Annotated in this window: 15 protein-coding genes; 6 read left to right on the top strand and 9 right to left on the bottom strand. The window is 60.3% G+C overall.

Translation table 11 applies throughout. The features are described from left to right. Positions 1 to 3: 3 nt before the first annotated feature. A complete protein-coding gene (locus tag EKH79_RS07255) occupies positions 4 to 3,198 on the bottom strand; it encodes an efflux RND transporter permease subunit (RefSeq protein ID WP_126673146.1) in 3,195 nt (1,064 codons plus the stop codon). Positions 3,199 to 3,416: 218 nt separating this feature from the next. Continuing rightward, a complete protein-coding gene (locus EKH79_RS07250; protein WP_126673145.1) occupies positions 3,417 to 3,956 on the bottom strand; it encodes a mismatch-specific DNA-glycosylase in 540 nt (179 codons plus the stop codon). A 104-nt stretch (positions 3,957 to 4,060) separates the two neighbouring features. On the opposite strand from EKH79_RS07250, the gene rng reads away from it, so the two are divergent. From rng to tldD, 3 genes are all read left to right on the top strand, one after another. Further along, entirely contained in the window at positions 4,061 to 5,545 is a 1,485-nt protein-coding gene (gene rng, locus EKH79_RS07245) for a ribonuclease G (RefSeq protein WP_126673144.1), read from the top strand. 33 nt (positions 5,546 to 5,578) lie between these two features. Beyond that, positions 5,579 to 9,433 carry a YhdP family protein gene (locus EKH79_RS07240; RefSeq protein WP_233590236.1) on the top strand — a complete coding sequence of 1,285 codons (3,855 nt, stop codon included), beginning with the start codon at positions 5,579 to 5,581 and terminating at the stop codon, positions 9,431 to 9,433. A gap of 89 nt (positions 9,434 to 9,522) precedes the next feature. Then, positions 9,523 to 10,965 carry a metalloprotease TldD gene (tldD, locus tag EKH79_RS07235; protein WP_425478481.1) on the top strand — a complete coding sequence of 481 codons (1,443 nt, stop codon included), beginning with the start codon at positions 9,523 to 9,525 and terminating at the stop codon, positions 10,963 to 10,965. A 21-nt stretch (positions 10,966 to 10,986) separates the two neighbouring features. Here the strand turns inward: tldD and yjgA are convergent, their stop codons facing one another. After that, positions 10,987 to 11,526 carry a ribosome biogenesis factor YjgA gene (gene yjgA / locus EKH79_RS07230; protein ID WP_126673141.1) on the bottom strand — a complete coding sequence of 180 codons (540 nt, stop codon included), beginning with the start codon at positions 11,524 to 11,526 and terminating at the stop codon, positions 10,987 to 10,989. 16 nt (positions 11,527 to 11,542) lie between these two features. After that, complete coding sequence (locus tag EKH79_RS07225; RefSeq protein ID WP_126673140.1) at positions 11,543 to 11,782, bottom strand: DUF1653 domain-containing protein; 240 nt, start codon at positions 11,780 to 11,782, stop codon at positions 11,543 to 11,545. 99 nt (positions 11,783 to 11,881) lie between these two features. Here EKH79_RS07225 and pmbA point away from each other — a divergent pair, with 99 nt between their 5' ends. Next, positions 11,882 to 13,252 (top strand): metalloprotease PmbA, encoded by a 1,371-nt coding sequence (pmbA, locus tag EKH79_RS07220; protein ID WP_126673139.1) that lies wholly within the window; start codon positions 11,882 to 11,884, stop codon positions 13,250 to 13,252. Positions 13,253 to 13,338: 86 nt separating this feature from the next. After that, positions 13,339 to 13,776: a DUF4870 domain-containing protein gene (locus EKH79_RS07215; RefSeq protein WP_126673138.1), complete on the top strand. Its 438-nt coding sequence runs from the start codon at positions 13,339 to 13,341 to the stop codon at positions 13,774 to 13,776. Between the two features lie 4 nt (positions 13,777 to 13,780). On the opposite strand, the gene EKH79_RS07210 is transcribed toward EKH79_RS07215, so the two are convergent. Beyond that, positions 13,781 to 14,647 carry a polyprenyl synthetase family protein gene (locus EKH79_RS07210; RefSeq protein ID WP_199754196.1) on the bottom strand — a complete coding sequence of 289 codons (867 nt, stop codon included), beginning with the start codon at positions 14,645 to 14,647 and terminating at the stop codon, positions 13,781 to 13,783. Between the two features lies 1 nt (position 14,648). Next, complete coding sequence (locus EKH79_RS07205; protein WP_126673136.1) at positions 14,649 to 14,906, bottom strand: exodeoxyribonuclease VII small subunit; 258 nt, start codon at positions 14,904 to 14,906, stop codon at positions 14,649 to 14,651. Between the two features lie 195 nt (positions 14,907 to 15,101). Here EKH79_RS07205 and EKH79_RS07200 point away from each other — a divergent pair, with 195 nt between their 5' ends. Next, positions 15,102 to 16,391, top strand: coding sequence for an MFS transporter (locus EKH79_RS07200; RefSeq protein ID WP_199754195.1), 1,290 nt, complete (start codon positions 15,102 to 15,104; stop codon positions 16,389 to 16,391). Here EKH79_RS07200 and tilS read toward each other — a convergent pair. The 3 genes from tilS to EKH79_RS07185 all read right to left on the bottom strand — a co-directional run bounded on the left by tilS (position 16,321) and on the right by EKH79_RS07185 (position 19,531). Next, a complete protein-coding gene (gene tilS, locus EKH79_RS07195) occupies positions 16,321 to 17,646 on the bottom strand; it encodes a tRNA lysidine(34) synthetase TilS (protein ID WP_233590234.1) in 1,326 nt (441 codons plus the stop codon). The two genes, EKH79_RS07200 and tilS, sit on opposite strands and share 71 nt — an antisense overlap. Next, positions 17,633 to 18,388: an NYN domain-containing protein gene (locus EKH79_RS07190; protein ID WP_126673134.1), complete on the bottom strand. Its 756-nt coding sequence runs from the start codon at positions 18,386 to 18,388 to the stop codon at positions 17,633 to 17,635. Before EKH79_RS07190 ends, tilS begins: the two co-directional genes overlap by 14 nt. A gap of 186 nt (positions 18,389 to 18,574) precedes the next feature. Then, positions 18,575 to 19,531 (bottom strand): acetyl-CoA carboxylase carboxyltransferase subunit alpha, encoded by a 957-nt coding sequence (locus EKH79_RS07185; RefSeq protein ID WP_126673133.1) that lies wholly within the window; start codon positions 19,529 to 19,531, stop codon positions 18,575 to 18,577. Between the last annotated feature and the right edge of the window lie 13 nt (positions 19,532 to 19,544).

The raw sequence follows: 19,544 nt of genomic DNA, 5'->3' as shown, positions 1-19,544 counted from the left end.
ATCTCACGCGGCAGCGGCATCGCGGCGAGCCTTGCGGCGCCGGTGCAGCATACTGAAGAAGGTGGGTACGAAGAACAGCGTGGCGGCGGTGGCCAGCAGCAGGCCGCCGATCACGGCACGGCCAAGCGGTGCGTTTTGTTCGCCACCTTCGCCCAAGCCCAGCGCCATCGGCACCATGCCGATGATCATCGCCAATGCAGTCATCAATACAGGACGGAAACGCTGGTAACCCGCTTCGAGGGCTGCCTTCACCGGATCATCGTGGTGATCCAGGCGTTCGCGCGCGAAGCTGATCACCAGAATCGAGTTCGCCGTCGCCACGCCCATGCACATGATCGCGCCCATCAATGCGGGCACCGACAACGGCGTATGTGTGAGGAACAGCATCCACACCAATCCGGCAAGCGCGGCGGGCAGGGCAGCGATGACGATCAGCGGATCGAGCCAGCTCTGGAAATTCACCACGATCAGCAGGTAAACCAGGATGATCGCGAAGGCCAGACCGCCCAACAGCCCCGCATACGAAGCCTGCATCGTCTTAACCTGACCGCGGATGTCGATGTTCAAATCGCGCGGAAGGTTTTTGGAATGCTGATCGACAATGCGTTGCACGTCGGCGGCCACACTACCCAGATCGGTGCGGTCGACCGAACCGTAGATGTCGATCAGCGGACGCGTGCTGTAATGCGAGACTACGGCGGGGCCGAAGCTGCGTCCAAAACTCGCGAGGTTCGCGAGAATCTGACTTGGCGCGCCAGGATTGCTGCTGGCCGTGCTCGCCGCCGCCGCAGAAGCGCCGGACAAACTGGTGATAGGAAGATTCTTGAGCGCCTCCAGCGTATCGAGCCGATATTGCGGCGCCTGCGTGGCAAGGCTGTAACTGATGCCGGTTTTCGGATCGACCCAGAACGTCGGATTCACCTGTGTCGATCCTGCCAACGCAGTGAGCAGGTTGCTGGCAACGTCATCCGTCGTCAGGCCGACAATGCTGGCACGCGTGCGATCCACATTGACGTTGATCTGCGGCAGGTTCTGCGCCTGTTGGATGCGCACATCCACCAAACCCGGCACATGGATCAGGTCGCCATACAACTCCTTGGCGATCTTTACCGACGCATTGGGATCGTGACTGGAAACCTGCACGTCGATCGGCGCGGGGGCACCGAAATTCAGAATCTGGCCCACGATATCCGCGGGCAGGAATGAGAACACCACGCTTGGGTATTTCTGCTTGAGCTGATCGCGCAAGCTGCGCACGTAATCGATGGTGGGGTGATGATCTTCATTGAGCGTCACGAAGATATCGCCATCCGACGTACCGATCACGCCGGTGTTGCTGTACGAAAGATTGATGCCGCTGTAAGGCAGACCGAGCGTATCGACGATGCTCGTGAGTTCCTTTTGTGGAATCGTCTGCCGGATGACGCCTTCGATGCCATCGGCCAGCCGTGCGGTTTCTTCTATGCGTAGGCCGGTCGGCGCGCGGAAATGAAGCTTGATCTGTCCGCCGTCGACGTACGGGAAGAAATCGCGTCCCAGCCAGGGCACCAGCAATCCCACCGATAGCGTACACGCGGCGAAGAACAGGATGGCGAAGATGCCGCGATGCTTTTCCGTGGTTTCCAACGCGCCACGATAGCCGTTGCGAACACGCTCGAAGCGGCTTTCGAAACCATGCTGGAAGCGGCTAAGCGGGCCAGTCGGCTTGGCATCATGATCGTGCTTCTGAAGCCAGTACAGCGACAGCGTCGGCACCAGCGTTCGCGACAACACATAGGACGCCAGCATCGCGAACACGACGGCTTCGGCCAGTGGCGCGAACAGGTATTTGGCGACGCCGCCGAGGAAGAAGATCGGCACGAACACGATACAGATCGATAGCGTCGACACGAGCGCGGGTACGGCAATCTGATGCGCGCCCTCCATGATCGCGTCGTAGACCTCTTTGCCTTCCTCAAGATGCGAGTTGATGTTCTCGATCGTCACCGTGGCGTCGTCGACGAGAATACCCACGGCCAAGGCGAGACCGCCCAGCGTCATGATGTTGATCGTCTCGCCCAGTGCCGACAACGCGATGATCGAGGCGAGGATCGACAGCGGAATCGAAATGGCGATGATCAGCGTGGAACGCCAGGAGCCGAGGAACAAAAGGATCATCAGGCCAGTCAGGCCGGCGGCAATGGCGCCTTCGCGAATCACGCCCGAAATCGCCGCGCGCACGAATAGCGACTGATCCGACAGCGAGTTGATTTCCAGTTCTTTTGGAATGGCGGCGCGAATCGACGGCAACATGCCTTGCAGACTGTCGACGATATCCAGGGTGGACGCATCGCCGATCTTCAGGATCGACATCAGCACCGCGCGCTGTCCGTTCACGCGTACTACGTTGGTCTGCGGCGGTGAGCCATCGTGCACATGCGCGACGTCGCGGATATACGTCGTGATGCCGTTGACGGTCTTGATCGGCGCGTTGTTGAGTTCTTCCGCGTTGAGCGGGCTGCCGTTCAAACGGATGCTGTATTCGGTGTCGCCAACTTTTTCCGTGCCCGCCGGAAGAATCAGGTTCTGGTTGGCGATGGCCGTGACGACATCGGACGGCGCCAAACCATGCGCAAGCAGCGCCTGCGGATTGATATCCACCTGCACCTGACGCTGTTTGCCGCCGTACGGATAGGGCGTCGCTGCACCACGCACGGAGGTGACGAACGTGCGCACGATCTGGTTGGCGTCGTCGAAGATCGTCGCTTCCGACAATGACTTCGACGACAGCGCGAACTGCAGCACCGGCACGGTCGATGCGTTGTAGACCAGGACGAGCGGCGGCGTTTCGCCGGCGGGCATCGACTTGAGCAGCGTCTGCGAAATCGCCGTGACCTGCGCCACGGCCATGTCGATCTTCACATTCGGCTGGAAGAAGATCTTGACCAAGCCCACGCCATTAAGCGAGTTGGTCTCGGTATGTTCGATATCGTTGACGGTGGTGGTAAGCGAGCGTTCGAAACCGGAGACGATACGGTTGTTCATATCGTCGGCGGGCAGGCCGGTGTACTGCCACACCACCGAGACGACCGGAATATCGATGTTCGGAAAAATATCGGTCGGCGTGCGCAGAATCGCCAGGGGACCGAGGATCAGTAGGAGCAGCGCGAGAACGATAAAGGTGAGCGGTCGCTCAAGCGCGATTTTGACGATCCACATAACCGGAGATTTCCATCAGCCCACGCGTTTGCGATGCGAGCACGAGCTGGCTGACTTTTGGGGTTGTCGAGAATTAGTAGCCTAGACAATTTTCGTGACGGCAACCATATGCCATACGCAATGCACGATTTCGCATGGAATTGCGAGTAGCGGAAAAGTCCTATGTTTTCAACGCCGCGCGAGTTTTTGCGTAGCATTCCGCCGTTTGGATGGCCAAATTATCCATGCCGGCGTGTTGGCTGGATGTCTTTCGACAACGCCTGCCATGGCGCAAGGTTCCAGTGACCTCGTGCCTGACCCGAAGGTGAGGGCAGCACATAGACACGCGTTGTGCCGAGCGACTGTGGCTGCAGGCCATAGTGAAGATCAGTCCCCAATACCGCCCGTGCTGCATTCTTGCTGGTGAAGGCCAGCGCGCCAGGCGAGTACCTCTCGATCTTGGAGAGCAAGCCGGGCACATCGAACGCATCCTTGGGCAATTCATCGTCGTTGCCCGAATGCCGTTTGGCCAGATCCGTGAGCCCGATGCCGAAGTCCGGCAGCAGCGGGAATTCCGCCGGGGCCAATAGACGCGGCGTCAGCCCGGCCTGGAACAGTGCCCGCCAGAAAAAGTTGCCCGGATGGGCGTAATAAGCCCCTTCTACGGCCGATCGCTTGCCCGCAGCGGTACCGCAAAACACCAGACTCAGCCCGTGTCGCAGTACGTCGGGCAGGATCGGGGTGTCAGCTCGAGGCAGGCTTTGGCGGGCGGAAGGCATGGATTCAATTTACCGAACGCTGCAGTACAGGAGCAGAAGGGCTTTTTGCATCGACAGTTCTCGCGCGCAGCCGCTATAAAGGCCGCTAAGCATTGGGGAAGCCGGTGAGTGAAGAAATTCTGATCAATGTAACCCCGCGCGAGACGCGAGTCGGCGTGGTGGAAAATGGCATGTTGCAGGAATTGCATGTCGAAAGAACGTCCCGGCGTGGCTATGTCGGGAATGTCTACAAGGGACGGGTGCAGCGCGTGATGCCCGGCATGCAGGCGGTGTTCGTCGATATTGGTCTGGAACGAGCAGCCTTCCTGCACGCCTCCGACATCGTCCGGCCGCCGTTGCCGGACGGTACCGAATTGGGCATGGGCGGCAATGGCAACGGCCATATGCCCACCATCAGCGAACTGGTGCACGAAGGGCAGGAAATCGTCGTGCAGGTGGTGAAAGATCCCATCGGTACCAAGGGCGCGCGGCTTTCCACGCATCTGTCGATTCCCTCACGCTATCTCGTGCTGCTGCCGCACGCGCGCACGCTGGGTATCTCCACGCGCATTGAAGAGGAAGCCGAACGGCAACGTCTGAAGGACGTGCTGACGCCGCTCATTGGCGAAAACCCGCTTGGCTACATCGTGCGCACCAACGCGGAAGAGCAGTCCGCCGAATCGCTGGCCTTCGATGTCACCTATCTGGGCAAGGTCTGGCGTGTGGTACAGGAAAACATCGCCAAGGCCAAAGTCGGCGAGCGCGTCTACGAAGAACTTTCGTTGCCGTTGCGCGCATTGCGCGATCTGCTCAACGACGACATCGAAAAAGTTCGCGTCGATTCGCGTGAGACGTTCGAGAAAGTGGCGAAGTTCGTCCACAAGTTCATGCCGAGCCTGGACGATCGTATCGAACACTATTCCGGCGAGCGCCCGATCTTCGATCTGTACGGCGTCGAAGACGAAATCCAGCGCGCGCTTCGCAAGGAAGTGCCGTTGAAGTCCGGCGGCTATCTGATCGTCGATCAGACCGAGGCTATGACCACCATCGACGTGAACACCGGCGGTTACCTCGGTACACGCAATCTGGAGGAAACCGTTTATCGGACGAATCTGGAGGCGGCGCAGGCGGCTTCGCGTCAGTTAAGGCTGCGAAATCTTGGCGGCATTATCATCATCGACTTCATCGACATGACCGACGAAGAACACAAACGTCAGGTTATCCGCATGCTCGAAAAGGGCCTCACGCGCGATCATGCCAAGACCACGGTCTATCCGATGTCGCAGCTAGGCCTGGTCGAGATGACGCGCAAGCGCACCACCGAAAGCCTGGAACGCCAATTGTGCGAACCGTGTCCGGCATGCATGGGGCGTGGCACGGTGAAAACGGCCGAGACGGTCACGTACGAAATCTTCCGCGAGATCACACGGGCGGTGCGTCAGTTCAACGCGCAAAAACTTTTAGTGATGGCCAGCCCAAAAGTCGTAAATCGCATCCTCGAAGAGGAGTCCACAGCGGTCGCCGAACTGGAAGAGTTCATCTCCAAAAGCATACGCTTCCAGCCTGAGGAGCATTACTCGCAGGAACAGTTCGATGTCGTACTGCTTTGACGCAGGTTTATGGTAAGCACACGATGGCAACATGTGGCGCATCGCATCACACGCCTGACCGCCTGGGTCGTGGGTGTGTTGGTCATCACGCTTGCTCTGACTGCAGCCATTGCGCAGGTTTTGGCACCGCTGCTCGCGAAACATCCGGAATGGGTTGCGAAGGAACTCAGTGATCGACTTCATCGCCAAGTAACGTTTACGTCGCTGGACGGTCATTGGGAACCGTCGGGGCCGCGCTTCATCATGCGCAATGTCACGGTGGGTCCCGAGAATGGTGGAAGCCCGCTGCATATCCCCGAGGGCGATCTCAAGCTCGATTTCGGCGGCTGGCTATTTCCGTCGCGTCACCTGATCAATCTCGAAGCGCGCGGACTCGAACTCGATCTGAGTCGCGACGCGGACGGTAGCTGGCACATCAACGGCATCGGCGAAACGGGCAACACGCAGCGGCAAAACATTTCGCTCGGCCATCTCTCGGTCGAGTTGTGGCTCGATGACTTGCGCATTGAAATTAACGACGCGCGTCTGGGTGAGCACTACACCTTGCTCGCCGATCAGCTGCGTCTGACGCATCAGGCCGGCCACATTCGCGTCGGAACTCGTCTGCATCGATTGGGCGCTACCGGCGAGCTGCAAGGCGCAGGCCGTTTCCGTGATGACGGCAGCAGCGGCAAGTTCTGGATATCGACGAACAACGCAGATTTGCACGGTATGCTCGCCGGTATCGATCTGGGCGGCTATGTCGTCAACAGCGGTCATGGCGACATGGCTGCGTGGATGGATTGGCAGGATGGCAAGATCGTACGCAATCTCGTGCAGGTCGATTTGCACGATCCGGCGGTGACCAATCCCGCGGGCGTCAAAGCATCCGTATCGGCGATAAGCGGTATCGCTGAAGTGCGCCGCGGCGGTACAAATTACACCGCTCGTTGGGCCGGCAACGATGGCAGCGCGTTGCTCGCGGAGCTCAACCAGCTAGGTACGCCTCAAGCATCTATCGATGTCGCTGCAAGCAATCTGCAGATCGGCCCCCTATTGCCGTGGCTGGGATTGAAGCCGGGTATGTCGCCAGGACTCGCGGCATGGTTGGCTATGGGCGAGCCGCATGGGCAGATCGATCACGCCGCGTTGCATTGGACAGCGGCATCGGGCCTTCAGTCGCTGCAAGGCAGCTTCGACAATCTGGGTATCACATCCGTCGGCAAGTTGCCGGGTGTGGATCATCTGCATGGACAAGTGCGTGGCGACGCAGAAGCGGTCTCGCTGGAAATTCCGGCGCAGGCCACCGCGATCAATTTTCCGCACACCTTCCGCAAACCCTTCGTGATGAGCAACTTCGTCGGCGATTTCGCTTTCTGGCGCGATGACGATGCGTTCCACATCGGTGTCGCGAATATGGATTTCGAAGGCGAAGGATATGGCGGCAATGCGCAGGGCGACGTGCAACTTCCCAATGACGGGGGGCGCCCGTTCCTCGATGTGTATGTCGCATTGACGCATGCCGATATCTCTGCGGCAAAGCTGTTTTGGCCCATCGATTCCATGGCGCCTCCTGCTATTTCATGGCTGGATCAGGCGTTCGTGGCAGGCAAGATCGACGATGCGGCAGTGTTCGTGCGCGGAAGTCTCGCGAACTGGCCGTTCCATCATAACGAGGGCCGTTTCGAAGGACGCGCTGATATCAGCGATCTCACCTTGAGTTACGGCAAGGATTGGCCGGTTGCGGAGCACATCAACGCGACGGCAAACTTTATCGACGCAGGCATGCTGGTGCAGGCCACGTCCGGCGATTCGCTCAACGTCAAAGTGACGAACGCGGTGGCAGTTATTCCCGAGCTGGCGCATGCCGTGCTGGATCTCAACGTCAGCGGCAATGGCAATGCATCGGACCTGCTGAACTTCGTCGGTACCAGCCCCATTGCAAGAAAGCAGGCCGATACCCTTTCGAAATTCAAGCTTGGCGGCACGGGCACGTTTGATTTCCATATGTCGCTGCCGATGAACGCCATGCACGACTTCCTGCTCAACGGCACTGCGCAGTTGAAGGATGTCGACGTCAGCGCACCGCAATTCAAGTTGCAGCTCGACAAAATGGGCGGTCCGGCGACATTCGATCAGCATGGTTTCCACGCTGGTCCGTTGGCTGGAGGCTTCCATGGAGAACCCTCGCAGCTGGATCTGGCCATCGCCGGCGCGACGAATGATCCGAACAAAGTGGTGGCCGCCACGATTACCGGCAACTACACCGTCACGGAATTGCTGCAGGACTATCCGCAACTGAAATGGTTGAGCGACGTTGCCAACGGCCGTAGCCAATTCAGCGTCGGCTATCAGATTGCGCATGCGGCAGATGGAACGTCTGACGCACAGATGCTGATCATCGATTCGCCGCTCTCCGGTATTGCACTGAATTTCCCCGTGCCGTTGAGCAAGACCGCCGATGGGGACTTGCCGCTGCACCTTGCGATGAGCCTGCCGGAAGCCGGCAGCAATGTGGAGATTTCGGTCGGCGATGTGATGCGCGGCCGGATGCGTCTTCCGCCGAGTGATCAAGCGCCGCTCGCTGCAACGTTCGCCTTTGGTACGGCCATGCCCGACAGTCTACCCGTCAAAGGCATGCGCATCAGTGGCGATGCGCCACAACTGGATGTCAGCGGCTGGGTGAAGCAATCCATTGCCGGAGGTACCGCAAGCAATGGCCTGGCGCTGGAAACCATCGACGTCACCACCGAGCACGCGCAAATGTTCGGACGCGACTTCCAGCAGATGCACATCACGGCGGCGCCGAAGGGTGATGCGCTGGAGCTCGATGTCGACAGTGCAGCCGCGGCGGGTCATTTCAGCGTGCCGGAAACGGAAATGTCCAAGCGCGGTATTACCGCGCGTTTGCAACGCCTTTATTGGCTGAAGGAACCGGTGCAACCGGGCAAGAAACCCGGCGCGCCAGTCGTTCAGCAAACCGATCCCGCCAACACGGGCATGGATCCCGCCGGCATGCCGCCCTTGCATATCTGGGTGAGCGATTTGCGCCTGGACGACGCGAAGCTGGGGCAGGCGCGTCTGGAAACGTGGCCCACCTCCAACGGCATGCATATCGATCAGCTATCCACGCAATCGAAGAGTGCGCAGGTCAGCGGCAGCGGCGACTGGAACGGCACGCCGACCAAGAGCAGCACGCGCCTGCGCGTTGATTTCAATGCGGCGAATCTCGGCGACATGCTCAACGCGTTCGGTTTTTCGGGCATCTTCCAGGGTGGCAAGACGCACGATCAACTCAACGCCACGTGGCCGGGCGGCCCCTGGGCGTTCGAGCTGGACAACATGGAAGGCTCGCTCAACGTGAACGTCACCGACGGGCATATTCTGCAGGCGTCGCCGGGACTGCGCGGTCGCTTCTTCGGTCTGGCGTCGATCGCGGACTTTCCGCGACGATTGTCGCTCGACTTTGGCGATGTGTTCGGCAAGGGTTTTGGTTTCGACGTGATCACGGGTGATTTCCGTCTGCACGACGGCAATGCCTACACCGATAACTTGAAGATTCATGGCCCCGCGGCGGAGATAACCATTACCGGCCGCACCGGCCTGCGTGCGAAAGATTACGACCAGCAAGTTTCCATCGTGCCGCATATCGGCAACAGCTTGCCGATGGTCGGCGCGGTGGTTGCAGGCCCTGTGGGTGCCGCGGCGGGTTTTGCCGTGCAGGGCATCCTGGGCAAAGGTCTCAACCACGTCGCCGTGCAGCACTATCACATCGGCGGCACGTGGGATAAGCCGGTGATGACCAAGGGCATGACAGAAACGGTAGCGGCACCCGCGGCAGCTTCGTCCGTAGCGCTGCCGGCAACTGCGTCATCCGTGCCGGCTCCTGCGACAACCTCAGGCCGCTAGCGCGATATCATCCAACGCTTGTGGGCGCGGGTTTAACTCACCTGATTCGCCCCCAGATTATTCCCACCGTTTAATCAGGCTGGTCTTAAATCATGAGCTCCCTTATCGCACAGGCCGAGAGCCGCCTACTTGCCCCGGGTGGACTGGGTACCGGTGACCTCGATCGTGTGTTCACGCAGCTGATGGGCCCCTCCATCGACGCCGCCGATCTCTATTTCCAGCATTCGCGCAGCGAGTCCTGGGTGCTGGAAGAGGGCATCGTCAAGGACGGCAGTCATTCGATCGAGCAAGGCGTCGGCGTTCGCGCGATGAGCGGCGAGAAAACCGGCTTTGCGTATTCGGATGAAATCGTCTTGCCGCAGCTGCTGGAAGCCTCCAAGGCGGCCCGCGCCATTGCGCATGGTGGCAACGGCGCCGGTAAGCCGCTGGCGTTGCATGGCGCCAGGCAGCTTTATCCGGCGATCGACCCGGTCGACAGCTTGCCTAATCCCGACAAGATCGCTGTGTTACGCGAAGTCGATGCGTATGCGCGTGCGCGCGATCCGCGCGTCAAGCAGGTCATCGTCAGTCTCAGTGCGACACTGGATACCGTGTTGGTCGCCGGCTCGGATGGCACGCTCGCGGCCGATGTGCGTCCGCTGGTACGTTTGAGCGTGCAGGTGATTGCCGAGCAGAACGGTCGCCGTGAGCAAGGTTACGCGGGCGGTGGCGGTCGTTATGGCTATCGTGAGTTGCTGGAAAACGGACGTGCGATGGCATTCGCGGATGAAGCCGTGCGTCAGGCGCTGGTCAATCTGGATTCCGTCGATGCACCAGCTGGCACGATGACTGTCGTACTCGGTCCCGGTTGGCCGGGCGTGTTGTTGCACGAAGCCATCGGTCACGGGCTCGAAGGCGACTTCAATCGCAAGGGCAGTTCGGCATTCGCCGGACGCATGGGTCAACGCGTCGCCGCGCCGGGCGTCACGGTGGTCGACGATGGCACGCTGCAAGGTCGCCGCGGTTCGCTCACGGTGGATGACGAAGGCACGCCCACCGAATGCACCACGCTGATCGAAGACGGCATTCTCAAGGGCTACATGCAGGACAAGCTCAACGCGCGACTGATGGGTATGGCGCCGACAGGTAACGGCCGCCGCGAATCGTTCGCGCAATTGCCGATGCCGCGCATGACCAACACTTACATGCTCGCCGGTCAGCACGACCCGCAGGACATCATTCGCTCGGTGAAGCGCGGTCTCTACGCTGTGAACTTTGGCGGTGGCCAGGTGGATATCACCAACGGCAAGTTCGTGTTTTCCGCCAGCGAGGCCTATCTCATCGAAGACGGCAAAATCACTGCACCCGTGAAGGGTGCCACGCTCGTCGGTAGCGGCCCGGATGTACTCACGCGCGTGTCGATGATCGGCAACGATCTCGCCCTCGACGAAGGCATTGGCGTGTGCGGCAAGGAAGGGCAGAGCGTGCCGGTGGGTGTCGGTCAGCCTACGCTGCGCGTAGATGCGATGACGGTGGGTGGTACCGCTTCCTGACCGCTGCGAAGACGCTTGCGATCAAGCGTCTTCGTCGGTCTCGGTTTCTGCGCTGACTTGTTTCAGCAACTGGAAAATTTCGCGATACGCGCGCGGCGGTTTGTTGCCATCGCGCTCTACGCGCGCCTGCCGAACGAGCGAGCGCACGTGTTGACGATCGATCGATGGATATTGATCGATCAGTTCTTGCAATGCGTTTTCATCCTGCAGCAGTCGATCGCGCAACGCTTCGAGACGATGCATCGCGGCGGTTTCCTTGCGCAATTGCTCGCGGTTTTCACCCAGCAACGTGCGTAGGCCGTCGTAGGCGTCGTCTTCATGGCGACGCATCACCTTGGCGAGAAAGCCCAACTGGCGCTTGCGCGCGACATGTGCGGTGATGCGGCGCGTGTTTTCAACTTCACGCACGACATCTTCCGGCAGGTTTGCCCGAGCGAGTTTGCTCGGGGGCAGTTCGACCAATTGCATGGCGAGCGCCAACACAGCCAGTGCGTCGCGGCGTTGCTGCGTGCGGGTCGGGCCGTAGTCGTGCTCGGGATTGTCGGTGTACGTGCGATTCACTAACGTTTCCAGTTCTTCAAGTGCCCGGTCTTGTTTCACTGGGCGTGGCGTCGATCAATGCGAAGCGTGGAATCGGCTCGCCATCGAGCTCGACGGATTCGGCGAACATCGTGGCAGGCCGCACCCACAGGCCATGGTCGCCGTATAGAGCCTGATAAACGACCAGTTCTTCCATCGTTTCGCTGTGCAAGGCAATGCCCAGCACGCGATAGCTCTGGCCTTTGTAGTGACGATAGATGCCGGTGGCTATGGACATGGTCGCTCCTGTGGCAACCTTGACGGACTAAGGATTGCCAATGGGGTTCAAAGGCCCCATGTCTGCCCATTGTACCCGCCAGTCCCCTAGGAAGCCTACGTGAGCGAAGTTGCCATCAGCCAGGACGCCAGCCGGCGCGAACTCGACCGATTGTCCCACCTGGCCGAAGACGTGATCCGTCGCGCCCGGGCCGCCGGTGCCAGCCAGGCCGAGGTGTCGGCCAGCATCGATACGGGCCTCAGTGTGAACGTGCGTCTGGGCGAAGTGGAGACGGTTGAGCACACCCGCGATCGTGGTTTTGGCCTCACGGTGTACTTCGGCCAGCGCAAGGGTTCGGCCAGCACCGCCGACCTGAATGCCGATTCGATCCAGGCCACGCTGGAACAGGCCTGTGCTATCGCGCGTTACACGGAAGAAGATCCGGCCTCGGGCCTGGCCGATGCATCGCGCATGGCCACGCAATTTCCCGATCTGGATCTGTGGCACCCGTGGATCATCGATACGGCCGATGCCATCGCCTTGGGACAGGACATCGAGGATGCCGGCCGCGCCCATGCGGGCATCACCAATTCCGAAGGCGCCGGCGTGCAGATGGGCGAAAGTGTTTCCGTCTACGCGAATTCGCACGGCTTTGTCGGCCGCGAGCGTGGCACCCGTCATTCCTTGTCGTTGTCGCTGATCGCCGGTGATGAAGCGGGCATGCAGCGCGATTACTGGTACGACAGCGTGCGCAGTGCCCAGGATTTCATGAGTGCGAAAGCGCTTGGCAACAAAGCCGCCGAACGCACGCTGGCGCGCGTCGGTGCGCGGCGCTTGTCGACGCGCCAATGTCCGGTGATGTTCTCGCCCGAGATTGCGCGCGGCCTGATCGGTCATTTGATCGGTGCCGTCAGCGGTGGCGCGTTGTATCGCCGTGCCAGTTTCCTGGTCGACCACGCAGGCAAGCAGATCATGCCGTCGTGGTTGAACATTGTGGAGCGTCCGTACCTCATGCGTGGTCAGGGTTCGGGTGCGTTCGATGCCGAAGGCGTCGCGACGCGCGACAGTGCGCTGATCGAAAACGGCGTACTGGCTCGTTATGTCCTCGGCAGTTATTCCGCGCGCAAGCTGGGCATCGAGTCGACCGGCAACGCGGGCGGCATTCACAACATGGTCGTCGAACCGGGTCATGCTGATGGCGGCCAAGCAGACGATTTCCACGGCATGCTCAAGCGTCTGGGCACCGGTCTATTGGTGACCGAGGTGATGGGTCAGGGCGTCAACACCATCACGGGCGATTACTCCCGCGGTGCAGCCGGTTTCTGGGTCGAGAACGGCCAGATTGCCTACCCCGTGGAGGAGATCACCATTGCGGCTAACCTGCGCGACATGTTCGCGGGTATTCAGGCCGTGGGGGCCGATGTGGACAAACGATCACACCTGCTCACCGGTTCGATCTTGCTTGGTCAGATGACCATCGCCGGCGAGTAAGGCTTCACGCCGCACGTTCCTGCGCTCTGCTAGGATGCTTTCGACCGGCAAAAAGCCGGGGTTTGCACGGCTTGAAGGAGATGCGTATGAGCGTTCCGCCCGAGTCTGTGGTTCCGCCGCCGGCCAGTGAGCAAGCACCTGCCGGCGACATTCCTGCTGAAGAACGTACGTGGGCGATGTTTGCGCACCTTTCGGCATTCCTTGGCGCATTGCTTACCTCGACATTCGGCGGAGGCTGGGCATGCTTCCTTGGGCCGTTGGTGATTTGGCTGATCAAGAAGGACACCATGCCTTTCGTCGCCGATCAGGCCAAAGAAGCATTGAACTTCAACATCACCGTGGCGATTGCGGCGTTGGCGCTGATTGTCCTGACGATTATTACGTTCGGCCTTGGCTTTCCCATTGCGGTAGCACTGGGAGCGATCATCGGCGTTGCATGGCTTGTGCTGACGATCATTGCCGCGGTTAAGGCGAACGAGGGTGTGCGTTACCGCTATCCCTTCGCGCTGCGGTTCATCAAGTAACGCCTTAGTGGTGGCGATGTGCTGCGTAGAGCGCAAGCTCGCGCAGCAGTTCGCCGCGTGCGCCAAACGATTCGATGGCGTCGAGCGCGGTCTGCGTCAGTTCCGCCAATCGTGCACGCGAAGCGTCCAGACCCATTAGCGATGGGAACGTGGATTTTCCCTGCACCGCATCTTTGCCCGCCGTTTTGCCGAGCACTTCGGATGCGCCTTCGACATCCAGGATGTCGTCGCGAACCTGGAAAGCGAGGCCGACGGCAGAGGCGTAGCGATCCAATGCTTCCATCGATGGTTTATCTGCACCCGCCGTAAGCGCACCGAGTCGCACGGCTGCGCGGATCAGTGCGCCGGTCTTGCAGGCGTGCATGTATTCCAGTTCGGCCAGCGTCAGCGTGCGTCCGGTTGCGGTGAGATCGAGCGCCTGACCACCGGCCATGCCTTCCGCGCCGCATGCGTAACCGAGCGTGCTCAGCATTTCCATGCCGCGTGCGCGATTGCCGCGCGCGAGAATTTCGAAAGCGAGCGCTTGCAAGGCATCGCCCGCAAGAATGGCCATCGCCTCCCCAAACACGATGTGACAGGTGGGACGACCGCGTCGCATGTCGTCGTCATCCATGGCCGGCAAATCGTCGTGTACGAGCGAATAGGCGTGAATCAATTCGACTGCGCATGCGGGTGCGTCGAGATCGGTGCCGTCGTGACCCAACGCAAAACCGGCTGCGTAAGTAAGTAACGGGCGCAAACGTTTGCCACCGCCCAGCGCGGCGTAGCGCATGGCGCGATGCAAATCGACGGGAACCTGGTCGTCGGGCGGCAAGACGTCGCCCAATGCGCGCTCGGCGCGGGCGATCAGTTCGCGAAGGGCCGCACTCAGTTCAGGCTTCGGGTTCAAATGGTTCGGCGGTGTCGGGAGCTTCGGGATCGAGCAGCAGACGAACGCGCAGCTCGGCCTTGTCGAGAGCCTGTTGGCAGTGGCGATAAAGGCCAATGCCGCGCTCGAAGGCGCCTAGCGACTCGTCCAGGCTCATATCGCCCCCTTCCATGCGTGCCACCAGTTGTTCCAGTTCGTCGAGCGAGTGCTCGAAATCGGCGACGGGTGCGGTTTCAGCAGGTGCAGGGGAGGACTTGGCCATGGCCGGCAACGCTAGCGCAGCGTCATGACGGAATCAATCGCCGCTGCAGGTCTGGTTGATGCATTCAAGATGCCCGTATGGAAGTCTCCGGCAACATCGATCTCCGGCGGCACTTGATTTCGATATATCGAAATTATATCTTACGACCTACCCCATACCGTACGAATATGGCGAAAATCGCCTAACGGAGTCTTCGTGAGCAATACCTCGTCATTGCATGCCGCCGAGCCGGGCGGCACGGGCTTCTCCGGCTATCAGAAATTCGTGGTGGCCGTGCTGGCGTTTCTGCAGTTCACCATCGTGCTGGATTTCATGCTGCTGGCGCCGCTCGGCGCGTTGGTGGTGCCGGCCTTGCACATCACGCCCGGGCAATTCGGTGATGTGGTGTCGGCTTATGCGTTTGCGGCTGGCGTTTCCGGTCTTCTTGCGGCCGGTTTTGCCGATCGTTTCGACCGGAAAAAACTGCTGCTGGTTTTCTACAGCGGCTTCATGCTCGGCACGTTGCTTTGCGGACTCGCGCATAGCTACATGAGCTTGCTTATCGCGCGCTCGGTGACTGGCTTGTTTGCCGGCGTGGTGGGCGCGGCATCCATGGCCATCGTCACCGATTTGTTTCCGTTGTCGATGCGTGGGCGCGTGATGGGTTTTATCCAGACGGCATTCGCGGCTAGTTCCGTGCTGGGCTTGCCGATGAGTCTGTTTCTCTCCAGTCACTGGGGCTGGAATGCGCCGTTCTTCTTCATCGTGACGGTGTGCACGGTGGTGGGCGGGGCAATCATCGGGCGGCTGCGCCCCGTAAATGCGCATCTTGCGTTACGCCCGGACAAGAATCCGCTGCATCACTTGCTGCACACCTTGTCCACGCGCAGTTACCTGATCGGTTTCGTTGCCACGGCGTTGCTATCCATCGGCGGCTTTCTGCTGATGCCTTATTCCACGTTGTTCCTGGTGCATAACGTGGGTATCTCGGTGGATCATTTGACGCTGGTGTACTTGGTAACCGGGTTGATCTCGGCGGTGACCGGGCCGTTGATCGGTCGTGCGAGCGACAAATTCGGCAAGTACCGTGTGTTTGCCTTTGGCTGTGCGGTGACGATTGTGATGGTGGTGATCTACACCCGCCTGTCCTATCTGGCCTTGTGGCCGCTGATTGGCGTCAGTGCGCTGCTTCAGCTTGGCATTTTCTCGCGCATCATTTCGTCGTCGGCCTTGATGTCGGCGCTGCCCAAGCCGTCCGATCGCGGCGCATATATGTCGATCAGCTCTTCCTTGCAGCAGGTATCGGGCGGTCTTGCCGCCGTGTTGGGTGGGCTGGTGATCGTGCAGGCCGGTGACGGCCGGCTGCTGCACTTCGATGTGCTGGGTGACGTGTTGGTCTGCACCACGCTGATATCGCTGTTGCTGATGTATTTCGTCAATCGCCGGATAACGGGTTCGACAGCGGGGACTGCCATCGCGGACGCGCGCCAGCCTGACGGAACATAGTTTCGGCGCGCTCGCTCAACCACCGATCGGCCACCGCAATCAGCACGTTGTCTTCGTAAAGTAGCGGAAGGGTGTCGCGTTGCCACGGTGGAATGGCTCCCGTCTGGAACAGCGAGCGCAAATCGCGCGTGTGCCGATCGCCTGCCGGTTTGATCCGTTCGCCGCCCTGGCGGCAGCGAATGGTGAGCGCCACGGGAAGCGTCGTGGCAGGCTCCAGCGTCAGTAGGCCGCCATCCGGTAAACGCAGTGGTTTGCCTTGCCACGGCAGTGCATCCGTCCATGTGGAAGGTTTGCGCGGCACCATGGCCCACATTCGTTTTTTCCAGACGTGCACTTCGGCGCCCGGCCATCGAATGCAGGGTAATTGACCGTCTTGCGCGGTGCATTGGCGTTCGATCTGATGTCGTTGCACCGTTGTGGGTGCGGGCAGGCCTTGCGCATGCAGCCAATGTGCAAGCAGCGGTTCGCGCAGTGCGTCCGGTAATGCGAGCCAGCCGGCAACATCGAGGCTGTTAGTGGCGTCGTCGCGCAAGTTCTCGAGCGCGGCGGACCAATCGTGCTGCAGCGTATCGGCAGCCGTTCGAGACAAGCTCGCGCTATGCGTGATCGATGCAGCGGCTTGCGGCCAGTACGCTTTCAATTGCGGAAGAACCCGATGGCGCAGATGATTGCGCGCCAAACGCGTGTCGTCATTGGACGGATCATCGACATACGGCAATGCATGCGCGCGAACGTAGTCGCGCAATACGTCGCGCGGAACACCGAGCAGTGGGCGCCACAGCATGCCGCGACCCAGTACACGTTGCTCACGCATGCCGCCCAATCCTTCCGGCCCGGCACCACGCAACAGTTTCAGCAGGACGGTTTCCACCTGGTCATCTTGATGATGACCTAGTACGAGTCGCTCGCCGTCGTGCAACTGCTCGATAAAAACGGCATAGCGTGCTTCACGTGCCGCCGCTTCCAAACCAATGCCGCCGGAACGGTCAACGTAGGCGCATTTAACGTCGCAATGCACGCCAAGCAATGCGCACACGGCCAGACAGTGCGCGGACCACTTTGCGCTGTCCGGATTCAGCCCATGATCGACATGTAACGCGCGCAGGCCGCGTTTGCGTGCCTCGGGCAAATGCGCCAAGGCATGCAGTAACGCGGTGGAGTCGGGGCCACCGCTGTACGCGACACAGAGTGAGCCGTCCGGTTGCGTGCAAAGCCCGTGAAGCAAGGTTTGAAGCAGCGGCTCAAGATTGTTCACGCGCCACCGGTTTTTTGTTGCGCACGTATATGGCTTTTGGCCGTCCATCGCCAGGGCTGCGGCGATCGAGTTCGAACAAGTCGATGGCATCGATCAACTCGCTCAATTTGCCGTAGCCGTAACTGCGTGAATCGAAGTTGGGGCGTTGCTTGGTGATGATGGAACCGACGCCGCCTAAGCCTGCCCAGCCTTCGTCGTCGGATGCGGCATCGATCGCGTTGCGCAGCAGGTTGATCAGGCCCGCATCCTTTTTCAGCTGTGCGGGCGCGCGCGGTTTGAGCGGCTGTTCTTCGTCGGGTTTCGTCGCGAGGATTTCGGTGTAGATGAATTTGTCGCATGCCGCAAGAAAGGGCTCCGGTGTCTTGCGTTCGCCGAAACCGTAAACGATCAAACCTGATTCGCGAATGCGCGCTGCGAGGCGCGTGAAGTCGCTATCACTCGACACGATGCAGAAGCCGTCGAAGCGTCCGGAATAAAGCAGGTCCATCGCATCGATGATCATGGCCGAATCGGTCGCGTTCTTGCCGCTGGTATAACCGAACTGCTGGATCGGCTGGATGGATTGCGTGAGCAGCTGTTCCTTCCATCCGCGCAGATGATTGCTGGTCCAGTCGCCGTAAGCGCGCTTTACATGCGCCGTGCCGTACTTGGCGACTTCAGCCAGCAAACCTTCCGCAATGGAAGGCTGCGCGTTGTCGGCGTCGATCAGCACGGCGAGTTTGGTGGCTTGATCGTTGGCCATGGGCTTGTTTCCTTGGATGTCGCGCGAAGGCTACATCTTCCTCTCCCCTGCGGGGAGAGGATCGAGGTGAGGGGGCACTCTCTTGCGCTGAGCATCATTCGAAGCAGGCTTCGAACTATTGATCTTCGCAAGATTGGCCCCTCACCCCAGCCCTCTCCCCGTAGGGGAGAGGGAGCATGTGCGGAGTTACTCGTGGTAGGCGCCGTAACCGCGCAGGCGGTGGTAGCGCTGTTCCAGGAGTTCCGGCACCGGTATGGCTTCGAGTTCGTCGAGCTGGTTGAGCAGCACGGCCTTGAGACGCACAGCCATCGAGCGCGGATTGCGATGCGCACCGCCGAGCGGCTCGCGCACGACTTTGTCGACCAGGCCCAGTTCGAGCAGGCGCGGGGCGATCAGTCCCAGCGCTTCGGCTGCATCTTTGGCTTTGTCGGCGCTCTTCCAGAGAATGGACGCGCAGCCTTCCGGCGAGATCACCGAATAGGTCGAATACTGCAACATGATCGTACGGTCGCCCACGCCAATGGCGAGCGCGCCACCTGAACCGCCTTCGCCGATCACGGTGCAGATGATCGGCACCTTCAGTTCGGCCATTTCCATCAGGTTGCGCGCGATCGCTTCGCTCTGCCCGCGTTCTTCCGCGCCGACGCCGGGATACGCACCTGGCGTGTCGATCAGTGTGAACAGCGGCAGTTTGAAACGTTCCGCCATCTTCATCAGACGCAGCGCCTTACGGTAACCCTCCGGACGCGGCATACCGAAATTGCGGCGCACCTTGCCCTTCGTATCGCGCGCCTTCTGATGACCGATGATGACCACCGAGCGGCCGTTGATGCGGCCCACGCCGCCGACGATGGCGGCGTCGTCCGAATACGCGCGGTCGCCAGCGAGCTCGTGGAATTCGTCGCACATCACGCTGATGTAATCGAGCGTGTACGGGCGGCCGGGATGACGTGACAACTGCGTCATCTGCCACGGCGTCAGCGTGCGGAAAATATCGGCAGTCTTCACCTTCAGCTTTTCGCGAAGGCGGGAGACTTCCTCATCGATATTGAATGCCTGGCCATGACTGGCGTGCCGGAGTTCCTCGATCTTGGCCTCCAGGTCGGCAATCGGTTGTTCAAAATCGAGGAAGTTGGGATTCATTCGGGCACGGGGT

The sequence above is a fragment of the Dyella dinghuensis genome (assembly GCF_003977615.1).
Classification (GTDB): Bacteria; Pseudomonadota; Gammaproteobacteria; order Xanthomonadales; family Rhodanobacteraceae; genus Dyella_B; species Dyella_B dinghuensis.
This window is presented reverse-complemented; position numbering and strand designations above follow the sequence as displayed.